Here is a 21275-nt window from a genome sequence, read left to right as displayed (position 1 = left end):
TCCTTTGTAGTTTTAAATGCTGATAAATACCTTTTATATGTATAGATGCGATTAATTAGCGCACATTTAATAGCATAACAAACTTTCCCAATTTTGCCAGGCGATAAGTCCTAATAGGCAGGATCGCTTGTCTCCGGCGGCAAAATAGGACAGGATCACCCATCGACTCAAGCCAGTGACAATCAGGGTATGACGCCTTTTAACCCCAGCCTTTTTCGCCAACAGTTTCCCGCGCTCGCGCAGGACGGCATCTATCTGGACAGCGCCGCCACCGCGTTGAAACCGCAGGCGGTGATCGACGCCACGCAGCAATTTTATCGCGATGACGCCGCCACCGTGCACCGCAGCCAGCATCGGGCGGCGCAGGATCTGACCGCCCGTTTCGAACGAGCGCGCGGCCAGGTGGTGCAGCTGATCAATGCGCCGTCGGCCGACGACATCGTCTGGACTCGCGGCACCACCGAGGCGATCAACCTGGTGGCGCAGAGTTACCTGCGTCCGCGCCTGCAGCCGGGCGATGAAATCCTGGTAAGTGAAGCGGAACACCACGCCAACCTGATCCCCTGGCTGATGGTGGCAGAGCAAACCGGCGCGCGGGTGGTGAAACTACCGATCGGCGCCGATCGGTTGCCGGATTTGACGCAGCTGCCCGCCCTGCTCAACGACAAAACCCGCCTGTTGGCGCTGGGGCAAATGTCCAACGTCACCGGCGGCTGCCCGGATCTGGCGCCGGCGATCGCGCAGGCGCATGCCGCCGGCGCACGCGTGATGATCGACGGCGCTCAGGGCGTGGTTCACGGCCCGGCCGACGTACAGCGGCTCGACATCGATTTCTACGCCTTCTCCGGCCACAAGCTGTATGGCCCGACCGGCATCGGCGCGCTGTACGGCAAAGCCGAGCTGCTGGCGCAGATGGCGCCGTGGCAAGGCGGCGGCAAGATGCTGACCCAGGCGTCGTTCGACGGTTTTACCCCGCAAAAACCGCCTCACTGCTTCGAAGCCGGCACGCCGAACATCGCCGGCGTGCTGGGGTTGGCCGCGGCGCTCACCTGGCTCAACGAGCAGGACATGGCGGCGGCGGAGCGCTACAGCCGCGAGCTGGCGGACCAGGCGGAACAGCGGTTGGCGCAGCTACCGGGCTTTCGCAGCTTCCGCAGCTCCGGCTCCAGCCTGCTGGCGTTCGATATCGCCGGCGTACACCACAGCGACATCGTCACGCTGTTGGCGGAGCAAGGCATTGCGCTGCGCGCCGGCCAACACTGCGCGCAGCCGCTGATGGCGGCGTTAGGCGTCAGCGGCACGCTGCGCGCATCGTTCGCCCCCTACAATACGCAACAGGACGTCGATACGCTGGTCAGCGCGTTGACTCACGCCCTCGATCTGCTGGCCGACTGACTTGATTCCCGGAGACGCTATGCTCGCCCCCCATCCTTTTGGCCGAGAGGTCACCGCCGAAGCGTTGATCGCCACCTTCAGCGCGCTGAAACAGTGGGAAGACCGCTACCGCCAGCTGATTATGCTCGCGAAACGGCTGCCGCCGCTGCCGGAGGCCTTGCGCAGTGAAGAAATAGCGTTGAGCGGGTGTGAAAACCGCGTCTGGTTGGGGCACCAGTTGCTGGAAGACGGCACGCTGCACTTCTATGGCGACAGCGAAGGCCGCATCGTGCGCGGCCTGTTGGCGGTGCTGCTGACCGAAGTGGAAGGGAAAACGCCGCAGCAGATCGCCGCATTGGATCCGCTGGCGCTGTTCGACCGCCTGGCATTGCGCGCGCAGCTGAGCGCCACCCGCGCCAGCGGCCTGGCGGCGTTGGCCGCCGCCGTAAAGGCCATCGCCGCCCGTTACGCCTGACGCGCCGCCTTCGCCACCATCTTTTTCAGCGCGTGCGACACGGCGACGAAGCCGAAGGTCGCGGTGACCATGGTCGCCGCCCCGAATCCCGCGCTGCAATCCATTCTTTTCGGCCCTTCCGCCGTGCTGCGCGAAGCGCACACCGAACCGTCCGGCTGCGGGTAAACCAACGGCTCGCTGGAGAAGACGCAGTCGATACCCAGCTTGCCCTTGCCGTTTTTCACCACGTTGAAATCGTGCTTCAGCCGCTCACGCAGCTTGGCGGCCAGCGGATCCTGGATGGTTTTAGCCAGATCGGCCACTTCGATCTTGGTCGGGTCAATCTGCCCGCCGGCGCCGCCAGTGGTCACCACCGGGATCTTGAAGCGGCGGCAGTATGACAGCAACGCCGCCTTCGGCCGCACGCTGTCGATCGCGTCGATGACATAGCTGAAGTTATGGTCCAGCAGCTCGGCGACGTTGTCAGGGGTGATGAAATCGTCGATGCAGGTCACCCGGCATTCCGGGTTAATCGCCAGGATACGCTCCGCCATCACCTCGGTTTTCGATTGCCCGACGTGTTGGCGCAACGCGTGGATCTGGCGGTTGGTATTGGTGACGCAAACATCATCCATGTCGATCAGGGTGATGGCGCCGATGCCGGTGCGCGCCAGTGCCTCAGCCGCCCAGGAACCCACGCCGCCGATGCCGATCACGCAGACGTGCGCCTGCGCGAACACCGCCAACGCCTGCTGGCCGTACAACCGCGCCGTGCCGCCGAAACGCTGCAGATAGGCTTCCGAATAAGCTGTGCTCATAACGCTTTAATTACCTTCGTAATGCAAATGATAAGGGCCGGAAAATCCGGCCCTTGCGGGTCACTCTTTTCACGCCGTATGCGTTTACCGGGTGGCCAGCAACGAACCGCTACCGTTTGACTGATTGGCGCTGAACAGCTGGCCACCGCCGTTGTTCTTCAGCACCCAGACGCGGCCATAGTGGTTGTAGTACCCCGCCGAGTGGCCGGCTTCCGGCCCGATGCCCTGATACATGTCAAAGTGCTGGCCCTTGATGGCGCCGCCCACGTCGAGCGCGACCATCAGGCGCATCTCGTATTTTCCCGTGAATTTACCCTTGTTGTCCAGCAGCGGCACTTCGGCCAGCAGCGTGGTGCCCGCCGGGATCAGCGAACGGTCGGAGGCCACCGAGGCTTTGGCGATCAGCGGCACCGCGCTGGCGCCCTTCACCGGCGCAAAAGCTTCCGGGCGGAAGAACACGAACGACGGATTTTGCTCCAGCAGCTCACGCACCTCTGCGGCGCTGTGGGTATCCGCCCACTGACGGATCGCCTGCATCGACATGTCCGCCTTGGCCACTTCGCCGCGATCGATCAGCACCTTGCCGATGCTGCGATAGGCGTGGCCGTTCTTGCCGCCGTAGCCGAAGAACACCAGCGGCTGGCCGTTGCCGTAGTCGACGTAGCCACTGCCCTGGACTTCCATCATGAAGTTGTCCATCAGCGAGTTGGTGTAAGCGATGATATAGCGATCGTCGAGCGCGCCGGAATAGATGCCCGCGCGATCCGGCAAGCGGCCTCTGCCCTTCGGCGGCATGCGGTACAGCGGATAGCGGAACTCGCCCTGTTGGGTATAGCGCGCCTGCACCACCGGCGTGTAGTAGCCGGTAAACTGCACGTTGCCGTAATTGTCGACGCCTTCCATCTGGTAAGCGCTGAGGCCGTACTGGCTCAGCATGCGCGTGTCGGCGCCGGAGGCCATCCAGCTTTGCACCGCCTGATAGGTGCTGTTGTTGCGGTTAAACAGCGAAGGCGACGCGTATTTGATCTCCATCAGCTGATCCGAGTAGTCCTTGGCGTTGACCGGCGAACCTTTAGCGTTGGGCTGATTGACCAGCTCCAGCGATTGATCCAGACGGCCGTCTTTATATTGCTGACCCCGATCGGTCGGCTTGGACGAACAGCCCGCCAACACCGCCACTATCACCCCGCCCAGCAGGTATTTGCCCCAACGTCCTTTCATCGCGCACACTCTCAAACTGATATGATCTACCGGCTGAACGATAACAAACGCTCATTGATAAAGGAATCGCTGCAAATAAAAAAAGCCGCACGGAGGATGGTGATGAAAAAGAAGGCAAATTGCGGGCAAATCCAGCAGAAAAACGGGTTTAGGCCAATAAAATGCAAAAAGGGTTTGCAACAAAACGCACGGAGAGTATAGTGCGCATCCATCGGACGCGGGGTGGAGCAGCCTGGTAGCTCGTCGGGCTCATAACCCGAAGGTCGTCGGTTCAAATCCGGCCCCCGCAACCAACCGATGCCGCATTGGCGGTATTTGCGTTTGGTTTCGATAACAAAGTATTATACGGACGCGGGGTGGAGCAGCCTGGTAGCTCGTCGGGCTCATAACCCGAAGGTCGTCGGTTCAAATCCGGCCCCCGCAACCAACCGAATGTCGTACCAGCGGCATACCATGAAACGGTGGTTTCGTAGTAATACAGCATCAAGACGGACGCGGGGTGGAGCAGCCTGGTAGCTCGTCGGGCTCATAACCCGAAGGTCGTCGGTTCAAATCCGGCCTCCGCAACCAACTCTTGATGACAACAGACAAGCACCCTGCCGGGTGTTTTTTTGTATCTGCAATCCGCAAAAATAGCCGGACTCGCGCCCGGCCCTGCTTCTATCGGCTCGCCAGCGCGCCGCCGTTGGCGAAATAAGCCTTGATGCCCGCCAGAATCGACTCCGCCACCTGCTGCTGGAAATGGCTGGTGCGCAGCTTGCGCTCCTCTTCAATGTTGCTGATAAACGCCGTTTCCACCAGGATCGACGGGATATCCGGCGCCTTCAACACCGCAAAACCGGCCTGATCGACGCGGTTCTTGTGCAACCGGTTGATTTTCCCCATCCGATTCAACACTTCCTTGCCGAACTTCAGGCTGTCGTTGATGGTCGCGGTCTGGATCAGATCGAACATGGTGTGGTCGAGATAGCGGTCGCCGCTCTTGCTGACGCCACCAATTTGGTCCGAAGCATTCTGCGTCTGCGCCAGGAACTTGGCCGCCGAGCTGGTGGCGCCCTTGGTGGACAACGCGAACACCGATGAACCGCGCGCCGCGCGGCTGGTAAAGGCATCGGCGTGAATCGAAACGAACAGATCCGCGCGCTGCTTGCGCGCCTTGGCGACGCGCACCTTGAGCGGGATAAACACGTCTTCGTTCCGCGTCATGAACACCTTCATGTTCGGCTCGCGCTTGATCATGGCGCTCAGCTTGCGGGCAATCTGCAGCACGATGTCTTTCTCGCGCGTCTTGTACTTGCCGATAGCGCCGGGATCTTCACCACCGTGGCCGGGATCCAGCATGATGACGATCGGCCGATCGCGCCCCGCCTTGCCGGCCTGCGGCGCTTCCGGCGGCAGCGTGCGCTCCAGATCGCCCTTATTGTAATCTTCCAGTAACGCCAGTAGCGGATCATACTCCTCGCCGCTGCCGGCCTTGGTCGGGTAGAGATCCATGACCAGACGGTTGCGATACTCCGGCACCGGCGCCAGCGTGAAAATATGCGGGCTGACGCTCTGCTTGAGCTCCAGCACCAGCCGCACGGTATTCTGATCGAACTGACCGACGCGCGCCTGCTTGAGATAAGGGTCGTCGGCGCGTACCTGCCCGGCGATGCCTTTCAGCACGCTGTTAAGGTGAACGCCTTCGATGTCCACCACCACGCGGTCGGGATTGGTCAGGGCAAACTGCTTGTATTTCAGCTCGACGTTGGATTCCAGCGTGACGCGGGTATAGGTGGAGGATGGCCAGACGCGCACGGCGATCACGTGCGATGACGCGGCGAAGCCCGTGCGACTCACACTCAGCAACCAGCTGGCGGCAACGCCCTGTAATAAACGACGGCGGCCCAGATTGTGATTAGAGTTTGGCATGCGGCTCCGGCAGTAATAGCTGTTTACAACAGATGAAAAAAACACCAATAAAATGGGGGTGCCGAAAACTTTAACCAATCATTCCAGCCCTGTCATCAGAAAATCTTTTTATGGTTTTTCAATTTATTAACGATTTAGCACCCTTAGCGCACTCTTCATGACGATTTCCCGCTTGCCATTGGCGCAATAAAAGAATAAAAATACAAAAATACCGTATAAATATGCAAAAGAGGTTTGTCGTGAAGGAACGTAGTACAGAGCTGGTGCAAGGATTCCGTCACTCAGTCCCCTATATCAATGCCCACCGCGGCAAGACGTTTGTCATCATGCTCGGCGGGGAAGCCATCGAACACGAGAATTTCTCCAACATCGTCAACGATATCGGGCTGCTGCATAGTCTGGGCATTCGCCTGGTGGTGGTTTACGGCGCACGGCCGCAAATCGACGCCAATCTGGCGCAGCACAACTATGAGCCGATCTACCACAAACACACCCGCGTGACCGACGCCCATACGCTCGAGCTGGTTAAGCAGGCCGCCGGTTTGTTGCAGCTTGATATCACTGCCCGGCTGTCGATGAGCCTCAACAACACGCCGCTACAGGGCGCGCATATCAACGTGGTCAGCGGCAACTTCATCATCGCGCAGCCGCTGGGCGTCGATGACGGCATCGACTACTGTCACAGCGGCCGCATTCGCCGCATCGATGAAGACGCAATCCACCGCCAGCTCGACAGCAACGCCATCGTGCTGATCGGCCCGGTCGCGGTTTCGGTCACCGGCGAGAGCTTCAACCTGACTTCGGAAGAAGTGGCTACCCAGTTGGCGATCAAGCTGAAAGCGGAAAAAATGATCGGTTTCTGCTCCTCGCAGGGCGTGACCGACGCGGAGGGTAACATCCTTTCCGAGCTGTTCCCCAACGACGCGCAAAAGCGCCTTGAAGAGCTGGAGGAAGGCGGTGATTACCATTCCGGCACCGTGCGCTTCCTGCGCGGGGCAGTGAAAGGCTGCCGCAGCGGCGTGCGCCGCAGCCACCTGATCAGCTACCAGGAGGACGGTGCGCTGGTGCAGGAGTTGTTCTCACGCGACGGCATCGGCACCCAAATCGTGATGGAGAGCGCCGAACAGGTGCGCCGGGCGACGATCAACGACATCGGCGGCATTCTGGAGCTGATCCGGCCGCTCGAACAGCAGGGTATTCTGGTGCGCCGTTCGCGCGAACAGTTGGAGATGGAGATCGACAAGTTCACCATTATCGAACGCGACAACCTGACCATCGCCTGCGCGGCGCTGTACCCGTTCTTAGAGGAAAAAATCGGTGAGATGGCCTGTGTCGCGGTACATCCCGATTACCGCAGCTCTTCGCGCGGCGAGATGCTGCTGCAGCGGGTGGAAAACCAGGCGCGGCAGATGGGGCTGAAGAAGCTGTTCGTGCTGACCACCCGCAGCATCCACTGGTTCCAGGAGCGTGGCTTCACCCCGGCAGAAGTCGACGTGCTGCCGATGCAAAAGCAGGCGCTGTACAACTACCAGCGCCGTTCCAAAATCCTGCTGGCCGATCTGTAATCCCTACGGCGCGGCCGTTGCCGCGCCCCTTCAACGTTTATTCCGTCGCCTGCAACCGCTCAGCCAATCCGCTGCGACGCTGAGTCGGCATGCGAATGGCCCGCAGCAACACCGCCTCCGTGGCATACAGCGAGAGCTGCTTACGCGCGCGAGTGATCGCGGTATAGACCAGCTCACGCGTCAGCACCGGCAGGAAGTGATTCGGCAACACCAGGACCGTATGGTCAAACTCCGAGCCCTGGGACTTGTGCACCGTCATGGCGTACGCGGTTTCATGCGCCGGCAAACGGCTCGGCTGTACCGACTTGATGCTGCCATCCGGCAGCTGGAAATGCACGCGCAGATCGCCGTGCTCATCCGGCAACGTGATGCCAATATCCCCATTGAACAGCCCCAGCGCGCTGTCGTTGCGGCCGATCATCACTGGCCGCCCTTGGTACCAGCGGCCCAGTACGCCCGGCTTACGCTCAATCAAACCGGCGCGCTGCAGCCCGAGCTCAATACGTTCATTCAGGCCGGCGACGCCGAACGGCCCTTCACGCAGCGCGCACAGCACCTGAAAACGGCCAAAGGCCGCCAGCACCGCCGCCGCGTCCGCGCCTTCGGCGGCCAGCCGCAAATAGTCGCGATAGCCCGCCACGCAGGCATCCAACAGTGCCTGATACTCTTCGCTCGTCGCCAGCGCATAGCCCGCGACATCGCCGAAACTGCCGTTTAATGCCGCCAGCGCGCTATCCCCCGCACCGGCGTTGACCGCCAACGCCAGCTGACCGATACCGGAACGGGCATCGAAACGGTAACTTTTGCGCAGCAGGCACAGGCTTTCACGCACCGCCGCTTCCGCATCGGCTTGCTGCCCTGCGAGCGAACAGCCGGTCAGGCGGCTCAGCTCTGCGGCACGCGCGTCGCTGTATCCCTGCTCGGCAAAGCGGCAAATATCTCCCAGCACCGCGCCGGCCTCCACCGAGGCCAGCTGATCGCGGTCGCCGAGGAAAATCACCCGCGCCCGATCGGGCAGCGCGGCAATCAGACGCGCCATCATCGGCAGATCAACCATCGAGGCCTCATCCACCACCAGCACATCCAAATGCAGCCGGTTGCCACGGTGATAGCGCATGCGTTGACTGTTCGGTTGCGCCCCCAACAGACGGTGCAACGTCGCCGCCTCCGTCGGGAACAGCGCCTGCTGCGCCGGGGTCAGCGCCAACTGGCGGCTGGCGCTGCCAAGCGACTCCGTCAGGCGCGCCGCCGCCTTGCCGGTCGGTGCCGCCAGCTGAATGCGCAAGCGCGCGCCTTCATCCAGCTGCACCAGCGCCGCCAACAGCTTGGCGACGGTGGTGGTTTTACCGGTGCCAGGCCCGCCGGAAATGACCGCGATACGCCGCGTGGCGGCCACTGCGGCGGCGATCTTCTGCCAATCGGGTTCATCGCTCGCCGCGCCGAACAAGCGGTCGAGAATGGTGCGCAGCTCAGCCTCCGGTACCGCCAACGACTCGCCTTCACCGCCGATAAACGCCGCCACTTCACCTTCGTTTTGCCACATGCGCTGCAGATACAGGCGCGGCCCGCGCAGCACCAGCGGCGTAGCGCTACTGCCGTCACCGACCGCTGCGCTGGCCGCCAAACGCTGCTGCCAACGCGCGCTATCCGGTCGCCCGGCCACCTCCCACACCGCCAACGCCAACGCCGGCTGGCGCCCATCAAACAGCGTGTCCGCCTGCAGCTGTTCCAGCATCAGGCAGACGTGACCGGCCCCCGCCTCTGCGCTCAGGCAGGCGGCGGCCAGCAAAATATCGGGCTCGTCTTCGTTCGCCACCACGCGGGCGAACTGCACGTCCAGCGGGCGCAGCACGCCAAGCGCCACCGCCTGCTCCAGCAGTGCGATCATGATCCTTCCTCCGTCGCCGTAGCTTCGCCGCTGAACAAGCGATCCATCCCCTCCACCAGCTCAAGCTCGGGGAGACAGGTGAAAATGCCGTTGCCCGGGTGCGCCGCATCCACGCCGCGCAGGAACAGATAAATCACACCGCCAAAATGGCGCCGATAATCGTAATCCGGCAACCGATGACGCAAATAGCGATGCAGCGCCAGCGTATACAGCTGGTATTGCAGATCGTAACGATGCTCCGCCATCGCCTGCTCCATCGCCGGCCGGGTATAGGCGCTGCTGTCTTCCCCCAGCCAGTTGGACTTGTAGTCCAGCAGGTAGTATTTGCCCTGCCAGCAGAACACCAGGTCGATAAAGCCTTTCAGCATGCCCTGTACCTGATGAAAATCCAGCGCCGGACAGCGGGCGGAAAGCGGATCGTAACGCTTCACCAGGGCATCGAGCTCCTTCGCCTGCAACAGCCGGTTGATCGGCAAATAGAACTGCAGCTCGGCCTGCTTGTGCTGCGGCGTCAGCGCCGCCAGCGTCACGCCGCTGTCGTCGAGCGGCGTGTTGAGCAATACCCGCATCCACGCCAGCAAAATCGGCTGCCAATGTTCGGCGAACCCGTGCTGTTGCAGCTGTGCCAGCAGCCACTGTTCGTCCAGCGGCTGAGTGAAATCCAGCGTTTCGAACAAGCTGTGCAAGAAAGTACCGGGCGTTGCGCCGCGCGGGAAGGTATGCGGTGTGAGCGCTGGCTCACTTTCTTCCCCGCGCTCGCCCGCGGCGTCGACATCCAGACGCGGCAGCAGATCCTGCATCAGGCTCGCGCCGTGCTGTTGCAAACCGGTATAGCTGGTCACCCGCCAAAAATCCTGGATCCGCCGGGTAAAACTTTTCGCCGCCAGCGCTTCAGCCAGCGCCGCCTGGGGCTGCCAGGGCGCCTCGTCCGGCGGTTCCACCAGCGACAGCGCAATGCCGCCGCCCGCCAGTTGCTGCAGCCGCTCCTGCAGATACGCGGCGTCGCCGGCCTGCCCGCCCTGCACCAGATAACCCAATGCGCTGCGGTGCAGATCGGTCTCGCCCTGTTTCTTGCGCGTGCCCTGGAACAACGGCGCGATGCCGATGCTGCAGTGGTACACCGAGCGGGTCAGCGCGACGTACAGCAGACGCAGGTCTTCCGCCAACCGCTCCTCCTCCGCCCAGGCCTGGCTCTCTTCATTGGCGTCGAGATCCAGCAATGCCTGGAAGCTGTGGCGATCGTGATACAGCGCCTGTTGCTGCTGGCGGAAATTGCCGACGAACGGCAGCCACACCAGATCGAATTCCAGCCCCTTGGACTTGTGGATGGTGATCACCTGCACCAGATGCCGATCGCTCTCCAGCCGCAGCTGTTGATTGTCGGACTGGCGATTAGGCTGGGCAATCTGCTGCGCCAACCAGCGAACCAGCGCATGCTCGCTGTCGAGCTGCGCTGCCGCCTCTTGCAACAGCTCCCCCAGGTGCAGCACGTCTGTCAAGCGACGCTCGCCGCCGGCGCTGGCCAGCAGGTTCTCCGCCAGCTGGCGCGCTTTCATCACCTCGCTCAGCATCGGCAACACGCCGCGGCGCAGCCAGAGCGTGCGGTAGTTGTCGAACTCGTTAACCAGCGCGTCCCAGGCGCGCTCATCGCGGCTCAGGCCGTCCAGCGTCGGCGCGTCCAACCCCATCAGCCCGGTGGCCATGGCGCTGCGCAGCGTGCGCTCCTGTTCCGGCGCCAACACCGCCTGCAACAACCACAGCAGGTCTTTGGCCTCCGGGGTGTCGAACACGCTGTCGCGGTTGGACAGATACACCGACGGAATAGAAAGCGCGCTCAGCGCATCGCGCACCAACGCCGCCTCATTGCGGCTGCGCACCAGTACCGTGATATCGGAAGCTTGTACCGGCCGAGGCTCCTTGCCGCCCTGCAGCCATGCCTGGCCTTGCTGTCCGGCGCTGAGCCAGTCGCGAATTTGCGTGGCGCACAGGCGCGCCATCAACTGTTGGTAATCACTTACACCGGCGCCTTCCCCCTGCTGCAGCCAGAACTGCATCGCCGCTTGCGGTTTGCCGTGCAGATCAAACGCCAGCCCTTGGTTCTTTTCCGCCGCGCTGACCTCGATAAAGGGGATTTGACCGAACAAGAAAGGCTTTTCTACCTGAGAAAACAGGTGATTGACGCTGGCGACCATCGACGGCGACGAGCGCCAGTTGGTCTCCAGCGTATAGTGGGCGCTCACCTCTGAGCGCGCCCGCATGTAGGTAAAAATGTCGGCGCCGCGAAAGGCGTAAATCGCCTGCTTGGGATCGCCGATCAGCAGCAGGCCGCAATCGGGCCGGCCGACGTAAAGCTTTTGGAAAATACGGTACTGCTGCGGATCGGTATCCTGGAATTCATCGATCATCGCCACCGGGTAACGCTGGCGGATCGCCTGCGCCAGCTGTTCGCCACCGCCGCTTTGCAGGGCGCCGTCCAGCCGGCTAAGCAGGTCGTCAAACCCCAGCTCGGCGCGCTGGCGCTTTTCCTGCTGAATGGAAGTGCGGATCTCGCTGAGCGCGCGCGCCATGATCAGGTCGCGCAGTGTCAAGGGTTCATCGAACAGCTCGTCAATCGCCGTGAATAGCGTATGCCGCGGCGGCTCGCCTTTCTTGGTCTTCTCCAGTAGCACCGACTGGCGAAATTTATCCAGCTCCTTCGGCAGCTGATAGTCCTGAGTCTCCTGCCCACTCCATTCGCCGACCTTGTTCAGCCAGTTCGGCAGGTGCTTGCTGCTGTAGCTGCGCTTATCGACGCCGGACTGGGCGATCAGCGCCTCCAGATCGCCCGCCGCCGCCCGCCATTGCGCCTTGATGGCGTCAATGCGCGCGACGATCTGCTCGTGGCGCATCAGGACGGTTTCTTCATCCTTCGGCGGCCGACGCAGCGCCGGCGCTTCACCATGCAGATAGCCGGAGAGATCGGCCAGCAACGCTTCCGGGCCGCTCCACTCCTGGCTGACCGCGCGCGCCACGCCCAGCGGCAACGGATAGCAGTGGCGACGCCAGAAATCCGCACAGGCCTGCCGCCGCAGCGGCAGCTCGTCCTGCACCAGCGTTTGCTCAAACAGCATGCCGGATTCGAAGGCGTTGTGCGTCAGCATTCGTTGGCAAAAGCCGTGAATGGTGTAGATCGCCGCTTCATCCATCTGCCGCTCCGCCGCCAGCAGCTGCGAGGCGGCGTCGGTCAAATCGTCAATTTCAGCCATCAGCGCCGAAAACAGCGGGTTGGCGCTGACGCCCCGCACGCAGGCGATGCGTAATCCGTGAATGTTGTCGCGGATACGCCCGCGCAGCTCCTCGGTGGCGGCCTCGGTAAAGGTCACCACCAGGATTTCTTCTACCGTCAGCGGACGGGGAAACGCTGCTTCACCGCCCAACCCCAGCAGCAAACGCAGATACAGCGCGCCGATGGTAAAGGTTTTGCCGGTGCCCGCCGACGCTTCGATCAGGCGTTCGCCGAACAGCGGCAGCGTCAGCGGCTCCAACCTCTGCGGGGCCGTTTCCGTCATGGCGTCGCCACTTTGCGCGGTAGGATCTGCTGCAATGCAGACGCGTTCGGATAGGTGACCCAGTCCTTAGGCGCCGCGTAATCCGCCTTGTCTTGCCCGCTGCCGCTCACCTGTGACAGCACCGCCAGCCCCTGTGGCTGGATCACCGCCTGGTGGAAATAATCCGCCAGCTTGGCCGGCGTCAGCTGCTGCACCTGCGCGATCAGCTTCTGACGGGTATCGAAGGCGAAATTGCCGCGATCGAAATCGTTGGCGAACCGGCTGGCCTCTTCGCTCAGGGTTTGCGGCCGCTGCTTCAGCTCATTGATGAGCGCCTGTTTGTACTGCTCAAAGTCCGCCTCGCTCATGTCGCGCAAGCGCTTCTCGGTTTTCGGGTAGAAATCCTGATAACGCTGGTACAGGTAGGCCGGCTGCTTGCTGTTGCTCTGCAACAGGAAGCCCACGCCCCACTGGCGCCCCACCGACATCGGGAAGGCAAAGACCGCATACCCCAATTGCTCCTGAGTGCGCAGTTGGCTATAGAACCACGGCTGAATAATCTGCCCCAGCAGCGAGCTGTAGGCCATGCCGGTCACTTCGTCGTAGCCGGTCGGCACATAGACCGCCGCCAGCGCCGAGTCGGTGCTGCTGCCCACCTGTTGCAGGTTGGCCAGCTGATTCTTGTCCACCACCACGTCTTCGCCGTGCCACCATTCGATGCCGGTACAGCCCAGGCGATGTTTCAGCGTCGACGCCAGCGTGTCGACCTGCTGCTTGCTCATGTTGCCCACCACCAATAGCTCTGGCGTGGCCTCGGCCAGCAGGCTATCGCGATAGGCCAGCACGTCTTTCAGCGTCAGCGTCTTCAGCACTTCGCGGCGCTCGCTGCGTTCGGAATACGGCACGCGGGAAACCATCTGCACCGGCTGAATGGCCAGCTCAAACGCCTTGCCCTTCTCGGCGGCGTCCAACTGTTCCAGATACCAGGATTTGGCCTGCGCCAGCTGATCTTCCGTCGGCGTGAAGCTGGAATAGCCCTCGATCAGCGCCGTCAGCAACTGCGGCAAACGCTGGGTAAAACCGTTGGCGTTAAACATCAGGCCGTTGTTCGGCGAGGTCGAGAAGCTCAGTCCGCCGACCGATGCCTGATAGCTCAGCTGATCCAGCGCGAGGCCGGCCAGATAATCCGTCAGCGAGAACAGCACCTGGTTACGCGCGGAATCCATGGTCTTGGCGTTGCGGAAAGCGACGGTGACGTCGGCCTTCGGCTCGTCAGCGAAGTAACGGCTCGGCATGTACAGCACGCGTAGGCCAGGTTTATCCACCACCATTTCCGGCTTTTTGAACTCGTGCGACGGCTTGGTCAGGGTAAAGTCATCCGGGATATACGGGTTGAGCGCTGGCAACGACAGGGAAATGCCACTGCCCAGCTGCTGCCACTGCGTAAAGCGCTGCGGCGTGATTTTGTCGACCTGGTAAGGCGCGTTGACGAAATAGGCCGTCTTGTTGTGCGGCTCATCCGGGCTGACGAACCAGATGCGCGCGTTTTGCGGCGTCATGGCATCCAAACGTTCGGCGATCGCCTTAGGATCATAGCGGTCGGCCAGGTAAGGCGCGTCCAGCGCATGCTCAACCGGCACGCGCAGCATCGTGTCCACCAGCCATTCGATGTAGTCCATGTCACGCGTGATCGACGGATAACGGAAATCCAGGTTCAGAACATGCGAGATTTCATCGAAATAGCTTTGCTTGATGCCTTCGCTGCGCAGCATTTTCAGGTAGTTGAAAATGGCGGCGACGACTTCGTCGCGCTGGGCCAGGCCTTTGTCGGTCAGGGAGACACTGATGGCGAAGACGCCGCCGTTGCGATCGACCATCGGGTCGGCGCCGGCATTGATGGCGTCCGCCAGCCCCTGCTTCTGCAACCAGTCAGACAGGGTGTTCTTGCTGCGGTTGCCGATCAGGTAGCTGATGTAGGTATCGGTTTTACTGCGAAACGCGGCGCTGTTGTTATCGATGCGGAACTCGACCTTCAGCTGCTTGCGCGGCTGCGCCGGCACATAGTGAATGATGATGCCCTGCTGTTCCGGCGTCACGGCCGGCACGGTGATCGGCGGCACGCTGGCGTCGTGATTCGGCACGCGGCCAAAGGTTTTCGCTGCAATATCAGCCAGCTGCGGCAGCGGCTGATTGCCGTACAAAACGCCCATCATCAGGTTGGCGGAGTAGTAGCGTTTATAGAAGCCGGTCAGCTCATCGTGCAACTTGCTGTCCGGCTTGTCTTTCAGCGTATCGAGATTACCGCCGGAGAAGCGCGCGCTCGGATGCGCCGGGTTAAGGGTTTCCGCGCCGACCTGCGCCATACGCATGCCGTCGCGCGAACGCGCCATCGTCAGTTCGGCGTTCACCGCGTTGCGCTCGCGATCAGCATTGCCCGGATCCAGCAGCGGCTCGGCAATGGCGTCGGCCATGCGATCGACCGCCGGCTCCAGCGCGTCATTTTCCACTTCCAGATAAAAGGCAGTGCGATAAGAGGCCGTGCTGGCGTTGTGGCTGCCGCCGTGCTTTTTCAGGAATTCGGACAGGTTCTCCGGCTCTGGGTAACGCTTGGAGCCCATCAGCACCATATGCTCCAGATAGTGCGCCAAGCCCAGTTGGCTGTTCGGATCTTCGAGTGACCCGACGGGCAATGCCAGCGCCGCCAGCGATTTCGGAGCCTGGGCATCGGACACCAGCAACACCGTCATGCCGTTAGCCAACTTTATCGCTTCATACTGACGTGGATCGTGTTCGCTCTTGTTGATCTTCTCCGCCAGCGGTTGCCATCCTTGCGCGGCCCAACTCAACGGTGCCCAACATATAGCCAATAATACCAGCCCGGCGATACGGGCCAACTGTCTGCGCATATCCAAAATAAACCCCTATTCTGACGTCGCTACGCCCACTCCCTGACGTTGGCGACGTGCATCAAAACCACATAACCAAATCTGTACTCGCCGGGTTCTTCGCCAATGTGGCGGCCCGAAGCACGGCGGGTATATGCCTGTACGTTATGTAAGACAGGGAATTACCCCAATGGTTGAATATAACCTTCGTTATTTTTACCACCTCCCGCCGCACAGCACCACCGGGGGATTGTTACCCCAAGTTATGCCGCGCCACCGGCAACAGATAACGCTCTGTTTCGGCCAGTATTTGCGCCAAGTATTCATTATCCAATTGGCGGAACACTCGCTGCACGTAGGGATCTTCCCCTTCTCCGGGAATGCGCTGATCGCCCTGCCAGGCCTGCAGCAGTTTGGCGCGTGCCTTAATTTGCGCTTCTTCCTCCCAGTCGATTTCCTGCGTTTCCGGCAGATAGCACTGGCTTAGCCACGCCCAGCCGCTCTTGTTCAGCAACAGCAGCGGCTGACTCAGACCGCGCTGATAGCCCGCCAGCAGTTCCGCCAGCTGCGCCTGTGCCTCTTCTGGCGCCAGCGCGGCAAAGCGCCAGGCGGAATTCTTGCGGCCATACATGCGGCTTTCACCGGTGCCGCCGGCGCAGCAGTACACCAGGTGCTCCAGCCACAGCAATATGCCGTCCACCGCCGACAGCGTAGCGGGCCGCCAGCGCAGCAGGCCGTCATCCTGCACCTGATGCAGCCAGCCGCTGAGATGTACGCCGGCGATATCGATATCCAGCTCCAGGCTATGGCTCTCTGCGCGTTCCGCACGCACCTGCTCGGCCAGTTCGCTCATCTCCTCCTGCTGCTTTTGCCAATAGATTTCGCCGAAGGCGCCATAGGGCAAGCCGCCGGCGGCGCGCACCCGCTGGAACAACCGTTCGGGATCGTCGCCGTCGATCAGCGTATTCAGCAGCTGGCTGTTGAACTGGTAGCGGCTGAGGTTATCCAGCGTGAAGGGTTCTTCGTCGGGCAGCTCGGTCTCTTCCAGGATAAAACTGACGCCCAGCCGCAGTTGGAAAAATGCGCGAATCGGATGGCGGTAAAATCGCAGCAGCTCATCCAACGATATTTGCTGCAGCGCTTCGGCAGGCAGCGGCTGGTTGAACGCCGGATGCGCCGCACCTCGCCCATCGGCGGCGGGCAACCACTCGGCTGCATAGCTTTGTTCCTCAGAGCCCGGCAAGAAATTCTCGGCGGCGAACGGCATGCGCGCGTGCCACTTCAGCAAGTGCTCACCAACCCGCCGAGCGCTGTCGTCTGCGCTGAGTTCCTCATCTCCCGGCAGGCAATAGCTTTGCTCCAGATACTCCATCAGCTCGGTGACCAGCACCGAAGGGTAGCGCGGGCTATTGTCCTGAATGGAACGGCCGATGAAGCTGATATACAGCCGCTGCTGAGCGGACAAAATCGCTTCCAAGAACAGATAGCGGTCGTCATCGCGACGGCTACGGTCACCGCGTTTAACCTGCTGCGCCATCAGATCGAACCCCAGCGGCGGCAGCGTGCGCGGATACACGCCGTCGTTCATGCCCAGCAGGCACACCACCTTGAACGGAATGGAACGCATCGGCATCAGCGTACAGAAGTTGATTTGCCCGGCGAGGAAGCGCTGGCTGATGCGCTCCTGATCGAGGCGCGCCGCCAGATCGTCACGCAGAATGGTCAACGGCACCTCGTCGGGATAGCGCGCCGCCAGGCCAAAATTGATGGCCTGCTGCCACTGCTGTTCGATCAGCGCCAGCACAACTTCGGTGTCGCTGTCCGCAGCGAAGAAGGCATCCAGCAGTTGCCGGCACAGCGGCAGCCACGCCTCAAGCGGGCGCGCTTCGCTCAAGATTTGCCGCCAGTGGCTGAGCTGCGCCAGCAGATCCGCCAACTGCCCCGCCAATTCGGCGACCAATCCGCTCGATTCGTCGTAAGGTAAAATGCCCTGCCAATCGCCGGCATTGCTGTCCATCGCGTAGCCGAGCAGCATGCGCGTAATGCCGAAGCGCCAGGTATGCTGGCCGGTGGCGGGCAGATCCAGTTCACGCACGTTATCGTCGTCCAGGCCCCAGCGCACGCCGGATTCACCGACCCAATGACGCAACAGGCGCAGCCCCTCTTCGCCAATGGCGAAACGGGCGGCCAGAGCCGGCACCTCCAGCAGCGCCAGTACCTGTTCCGAGGTAAAGCGGCTTTGCGGCAGATCGAGCAGTGAAATGAACGCCTGCAGCGCCGGATGCGCCTGGCGCGCTTTACGGTCGGAAATGGCAAACGGCAGGTAGCGCTCAGCGGGGGCATTGCCGAACACCGCCTGAATATAAGGCGTGTAGCTGTCGATATCCGCCACCATCACGATGATATCGCGCGGCGTCAACGACGGATCCTGCGCCAGCATGCTCAGCAGTTGATCGTGCAAAACCTCCACTTCCCGCTGCGGGCTGTGGCAGGCATGCAGGCTGAGGGAGCGGTCGTTCTCATCAAGCGGACGTTTGCTGAAGCTGCTTTCCAGCGTTTCCGCGGTAATACCGATCACCGCATGGTCTTCCAGCTCCAGCATATCGCGCTGAATGGCGTGCAGCATGGTATCGGCCGGGATATCGACAAAGGCGTCGACCTCTTGCGCTCCCTCCATCTGCGACAACAGATAGAGATGATCGCGCCCCAGCTTGCCCCAGGAGGCCAGCAGTGGGTTGCTGAGCTGCTGCTGGCCTGCGGCGTCAAACAGGCGCGCCGCGTCATCCGGCTCGCGGAACAACCCTTGCTCGCGTGCCTGATGGTAGTGACGGCGCTTGCGGCTCTGCAAGCGAGCCAGAAAGGCGTAATCCTGAATATCGCCCCAATAGTAGCGACAGGGGTTGGTGAACATCAGGTGAATATCGATATGCCGCCCCAGCGCCTGCAGCGCCTCCAGATAGACCGGCGGTAACGCCGAGATGCCGCAGATAAACACCCTGGGTGGTAAACCGGGCGGGCACGTTTTTGCCTGCTCCAGCGCGTGGATAAAGCGGCTGTACAGATTGGCGCGGTGCCATTCCGGCTGCCCCAGCTCGCGTGTGTACTCCACCAGCCGCGCCCAAAGCGGCGCCTGCCATTGCTGAGCCTCCGCCAGCCCGTCAATGCGCTCGCCGCGCTGCCAGCTCTCCAGCCACTGCGGGCGATAGACCAAATACTGGTCGAACAGGTCGGCAACCCGGCCGGCCAACTGGTGAATCTTGCGCTTGTCGCCGTCATCGGTCAGATAGTGCTGCAGTGGCGCAAACGCCGGCTGGGTCAGCATCTCCGGCAGCAGCCACATCAGCTTCCAGGTCATGGCGTCCTTGCTGAAGGCGCTCTCTTTCGGGATATCCGGCAATACCCGGGTGAACATGTCCCAAATAAAGGTCGCCGGCAGCGGGAACGCGACATTGGCGGCGATACCAAACTGTTCCGCCAGCTGCATCTGCAGCCATTGCGCCATGCCGGGGCTCTGCACCAGCACCACTTCCGGTTGAAAAGGATCGGCCAACGGATCTCTGGCTATCAGCGCGCTGGTCAGCGTTTTCAACAAATCCAGCTGATTGGAATGATAAACCGTGAACATCAAGGCTCCTTTAAAACAAAAGACATACCGGCTTAAAAGCGGGTGCAATACCAGCGGCTCAGCGTTGCCCACTGCCGCTGCGGCGTTTGGATCCTGACCGTCAATCGGCGGCAATCACTCTCCGCATCGTCAAGCGCCGTCTCGCGTCGCCACCCTTCCGGCAGCGGTTCAGCCTCGAGCCGCCCGGTGACGGCAAACGCCTCCAGCTGCTGATGCGCCAGCCCCCAGGCTTGCCGGTAGTGCCACTGGCGCTGAAACGACTGCAACAGCACCTGATGATACTGTAACAAGCCCAGCAGCGACACCGAGAACAGCAAGGCCGCCACCAACACTTCCGGCAGGCTGAAGCCGTTGCGGGATAGCCGCCCAGCCCGAGCGTTAGCCGTCACAGTCAGCCAGCCTTTTCTCGGGGCAAAAATCCAGCCGACCGCCCGGCTGTGCTTGCACCTTGCCAGCGGCCTCCGCGCCGTTAAAAGTGCCCCATTGATACAACCATAGCGGTTCACCGCCGCGCATCTCGCCAAGGCCGCGTACCGTCACCACGCCCGCTCTGGCAGACAGCCGAGCGCAGGCCGTCAGCTCCGCGCGTTGCCTGCATAACCAGGCCGCCGCACTCAGCTCGGCGCGTGACCAGCGCTGGCTCATGCCCCAACTCAGCGCCGAAGCGGCCTGATTGTAAGCCTGAAGGTAACGCTGCTGATCGGCAGCCAGTAACAGCGCGTTATCCAACTGCCGATGCTGAGCGTTAAACAACATCAGCCCCAGCGCCAACAGCAACATCACCGCCGCCAGGGTGCTACCACCTCGCTGGGTGCGCCGGTTCATGGCAGCGCCGCCATTTCGACGCTCCCGCTCAGGCTGCGCCCGATACGCGCATCGCTGGCGGAGCGCCCCGCCAGCATCAGGCGAGCCAAGGTCGCGCCGTGATTGCCCCGCGCTATCGCCACATGAAACCGCTCAATGCGCACTTCGTCATGGTCGAGTAGCCGCTCCCAGCCACCGCCATCGCATTGGCTCACGCCGCGCTGCCCTTCCAAGCCGCCATTGCGCAGCCGGTAACCGAAATAGCCTGCATCCTCGCCCGAAGTGAGCCATTGCCCGCTGCGAGCAATGTCGTAGGCGACGATAACGCAGCTGCCCGCCACTTCTCCCGCAGCCTGGCCGATCAGCAGCGGCCGGCCGGCGCACTGCCCGGCGCAAAAACCGGCGCGGCGCAGATCTTTCTCAATGCCGAACGCCAACTGCCGCAGCGTTGACTCCAGCCGAAAGTGCTGGCCGACGGCCACGCTTTGCTGGCGCAACAGCGGGTAAGTTTTCGCCGCGCCGAGCGCGATTACGCTGCCGAAGACCAACGCCAACATCACCTCCGGCAAGGTAAAACCGCGTTCTAAAGTCAACATAGCGCCATGCCCCTGAACCGCTGCCCTTCGCTGCACAAACGCAGCCGCCCACGGGCGGACAGCACCAACCGCAGGCTGCCTGCATCGTTGCTGAGAAGGATATGCCCCGCCTGCGCGGTATTGCGCAAACCGTAAAACCCAATATCTTTGCCGGTGTAGCCGCTCAACGCGACGTCGCGATAAGACGGCGAGAAAACGGAGCCCTCGGCGGAAGCGCAATCCGGCGGTGGCACGCCACCGCTCAGACACCAGGGCGTGCCGTTCTTGAACCACAGCAGCGTCGTGCGGTTACGCCAGTTGGCGTCCGCCTGCAAGCGCAGCAGAAACGCCAGCAGCTGTTGAGCCGTGTGTTCCAGCCGCAGCGCTTGCTGATGATAGCGCCATTGCCCGACGCCCCAGCCGGTCAGCATGGCGGCGATCAATATCGCCGCCAACAGCTCAATCAACGTCATGCCACGCTGGCGATCGTCAATGTTCGAGAGAGTATTGTCGTTCATGCCGCCAGTGTAAGGGCCGTAACAACGCGGTAAAGCCGCATGCGCAAACGCTGAGGCAAGCTGCGCAATGTTTCCTCTACGACGGCAGGCGGCGACAAAAAAATGCGGCG

Annotated in this window: 14 protein-coding genes and 3 tRNA genes; 6 read left to right on the top strand and 11 right to left on the bottom strand. The window is 61.8% G+C overall.

From position 1 onward, the window contains the following. Window positions 1-189 precede the first annotated feature (189 nt). Both csdA and csdE read left to right on the top strand, forming a co-directional pair. Window positions 190-1395, top strand: coding sequence for a cysteine desulfurase CsdA (gene csdA, locus ACJ8HT_RS19780; protein ID WP_197653198.1), 1206 nt, complete (start codon window positions 190-192; stop codon window positions 1393-1395). 19 nt (window positions 1396-1414) lie between these two features. Next, window positions 1415-1849 (top strand): cysteine desulfurase sulfur acceptor subunit CsdE, encoded by a 435-nt coding sequence (csdE, locus tag ACJ8HT_RS19775; RefSeq protein ID WP_197653199.1) that lies wholly within the window; start codon window positions 1415-1417, stop codon window positions 1847-1849. On the opposite strand, the gene tcdA is transcribed toward csdE, so the two are convergent. Next, window positions 1840-2646 carry a tRNA cyclic N6-threonylcarbamoyladenosine(37) synthase TcdA gene (tcdA, locus tag ACJ8HT_RS19770; RefSeq protein WP_004931886.1) on the bottom strand — a complete coding sequence of 269 codons (807 nt, stop codon included), beginning with the start codon at window positions 2644-2646 and terminating at the stop codon, window positions 1840-1842. The two genes, csdE and tcdA, sit on opposite strands and share 10 nt — an antisense overlap. A gap of 84 nt (window positions 2647-2730) precedes the next feature. Continuing rightward, entirely contained in the window at window positions 2731-3867 is a 1137-nt protein-coding gene (gene mltA / locus ACJ8HT_RS19765; protein ID WP_102985176.1) for a murein transglycosylase A, read from the bottom strand. A gap of 216 nt (window positions 3868-4083) precedes the next feature. On the opposite strand from mltA, the gene ACJ8HT_RS19760 reads away from it, so the two are divergent. The 3 genes from ACJ8HT_RS19760 to ACJ8HT_RS19750 all read left to right on the top strand — a co-directional run bounded on the left by ACJ8HT_RS19760 (window position 4084) and on the right by ACJ8HT_RS19750 (window position 4437). Then, window positions 4084-4160, top strand: a tRNA-Met gene (locus ACJ8HT_RS19760). A 57-nt stretch (window positions 4161-4217) separates the two neighbouring features. Further along, a tRNA-Met gene (locus tag ACJ8HT_RS19755) sits at window positions 4218-4294 on the top strand. A gap of 66 nt (window positions 4295-4360) precedes the next feature. Next, window positions 4361-4437 (top strand) — tRNA-Met (locus ACJ8HT_RS19750). Window positions 4438-4527: 90 nt separating this feature from the next. On the opposite strand, the gene amiC is transcribed toward ACJ8HT_RS19750, so the two are convergent. After that, window positions 4528-5778 carry an N-acetylmuramoyl-L-alanine amidase AmiC gene (gene amiC / locus ACJ8HT_RS19745; protein ID WP_194572896.1) on the bottom strand — a complete coding sequence of 417 codons (1251 nt, stop codon included), beginning with the start codon at window positions 5776-5778 and terminating at the stop codon, window positions 4528-4530. A 221-nt stretch (window positions 5779-5999) separates the two neighbouring features. Between amiC and argA the strand changes: the two genes are divergently transcribed. Continuing rightward, on the top strand, window positions 6000-7343 hold the full coding sequence (gene argA, locus ACJ8HT_RS19740; RefSeq protein ID WP_048234611.1) for an amino-acid N-acetyltransferase: 1344 nt from the start codon (window positions 6000-6002) through the stop codon (window positions 7341-7343). A 37-nt stretch (window positions 7344-7380) separates the two neighbouring features. Here argA and recD read toward each other — a convergent pair whose 3' ends face one another. The 8 genes from recD to ACJ8HT_RS19700 all read right to left on the bottom strand — a co-directional run bounded on the left by recD (window position 7381) and on the right by ACJ8HT_RS19700 (window position 21165). Then, entirely contained in the window at window positions 7381-9231 is a 1851-nt protein-coding gene (gene recD, locus ACJ8HT_RS19735; protein WP_197653200.1) for an exodeoxyribonuclease V subunit alpha, read from the bottom strand. Then, window positions 9228-12779 carry an exodeoxyribonuclease V subunit beta gene (recB, locus tag ACJ8HT_RS19730; protein ID WP_197653201.1) on the bottom strand — a complete coding sequence of 1184 codons (3552 nt, stop codon included), beginning with the start codon at window positions 12777-12779 and terminating at the stop codon, window positions 9228-9230. Before recB ends, recD begins: the two co-directional genes overlap by 4 nt. Continuing rightward, window positions 12776-15664: a pitrilysin gene (ptrA, locus tag ACJ8HT_RS19725; RefSeq protein ID WP_197653202.1), complete on the bottom strand. Its 2889-nt coding sequence runs from the start codon at window positions 15662-15664 to the stop codon at window positions 12776-12778. The genes recB and ptrA overlap by 4 nt, the downstream gene beginning before the upstream one ends. A 232-nt stretch (window positions 15665-15896) precedes the next feature. Continuing rightward, a complete protein-coding gene (gene recC, locus ACJ8HT_RS19720; protein WP_197653203.1) occupies window positions 15897-19268 on the bottom strand; it encodes an exodeoxyribonuclease V subunit gamma in 3372 nt (1123 codons plus the stop codon). A 32-nt stretch (window positions 19269-19300) separates the two neighbouring features. After that, a complete protein-coding gene (locus ACJ8HT_RS19715; RefSeq protein WP_047729974.1) occupies window positions 19301-19657 on the bottom strand; it encodes a prepilin-type N-terminal cleavage/methylation domain-containing protein in 357 nt (118 codons plus the stop codon). Beyond that, a complete protein-coding gene (locus ACJ8HT_RS19710; RefSeq protein WP_197653204.1) occupies window positions 19647-20093 on the bottom strand; it encodes a YgdB family protein in 447 nt (148 codons plus the stop codon). Before ACJ8HT_RS19710 ends, ACJ8HT_RS19715 begins: the two co-directional genes overlap by 11 nt. After that, window positions 20090-20668: a prepilin peptidase-dependent protein gene (locus ACJ8HT_RS19705; RefSeq protein ID WP_197653205.1), complete on the bottom strand. Its 579-nt coding sequence runs from the start codon at window positions 20666-20668 to the stop codon at window positions 20090-20092. The genes ACJ8HT_RS19710 and ACJ8HT_RS19705 overlap by 4 nt, the downstream gene beginning before the upstream one ends. Further along, a complete protein-coding gene (locus tag ACJ8HT_RS19700) occupies window positions 20662-21165 on the bottom strand; it encodes a prepilin peptidase-dependent protein (protein ID WP_197653206.1) in 504 nt (167 codons plus the stop codon). Before ACJ8HT_RS19700 ends, ACJ8HT_RS19705 begins: the two co-directional genes overlap by 7 nt. Window positions 21166-21275: the final 110 nt, after the last annotated feature.

The organism is Serratia sp. CY44782 (genome assembly GCF_052168715.1).
GTDB lineage: Bacteria > Pseudomonadota > Gammaproteobacteria > Enterobacterales > Enterobacteriaceae > Serratia > Serratia nevei.
The sequence above is the reverse complement of the archived record's forward strand: the minus strand, read 5'-3'. Positions and strand labels throughout refer to the sequence as shown.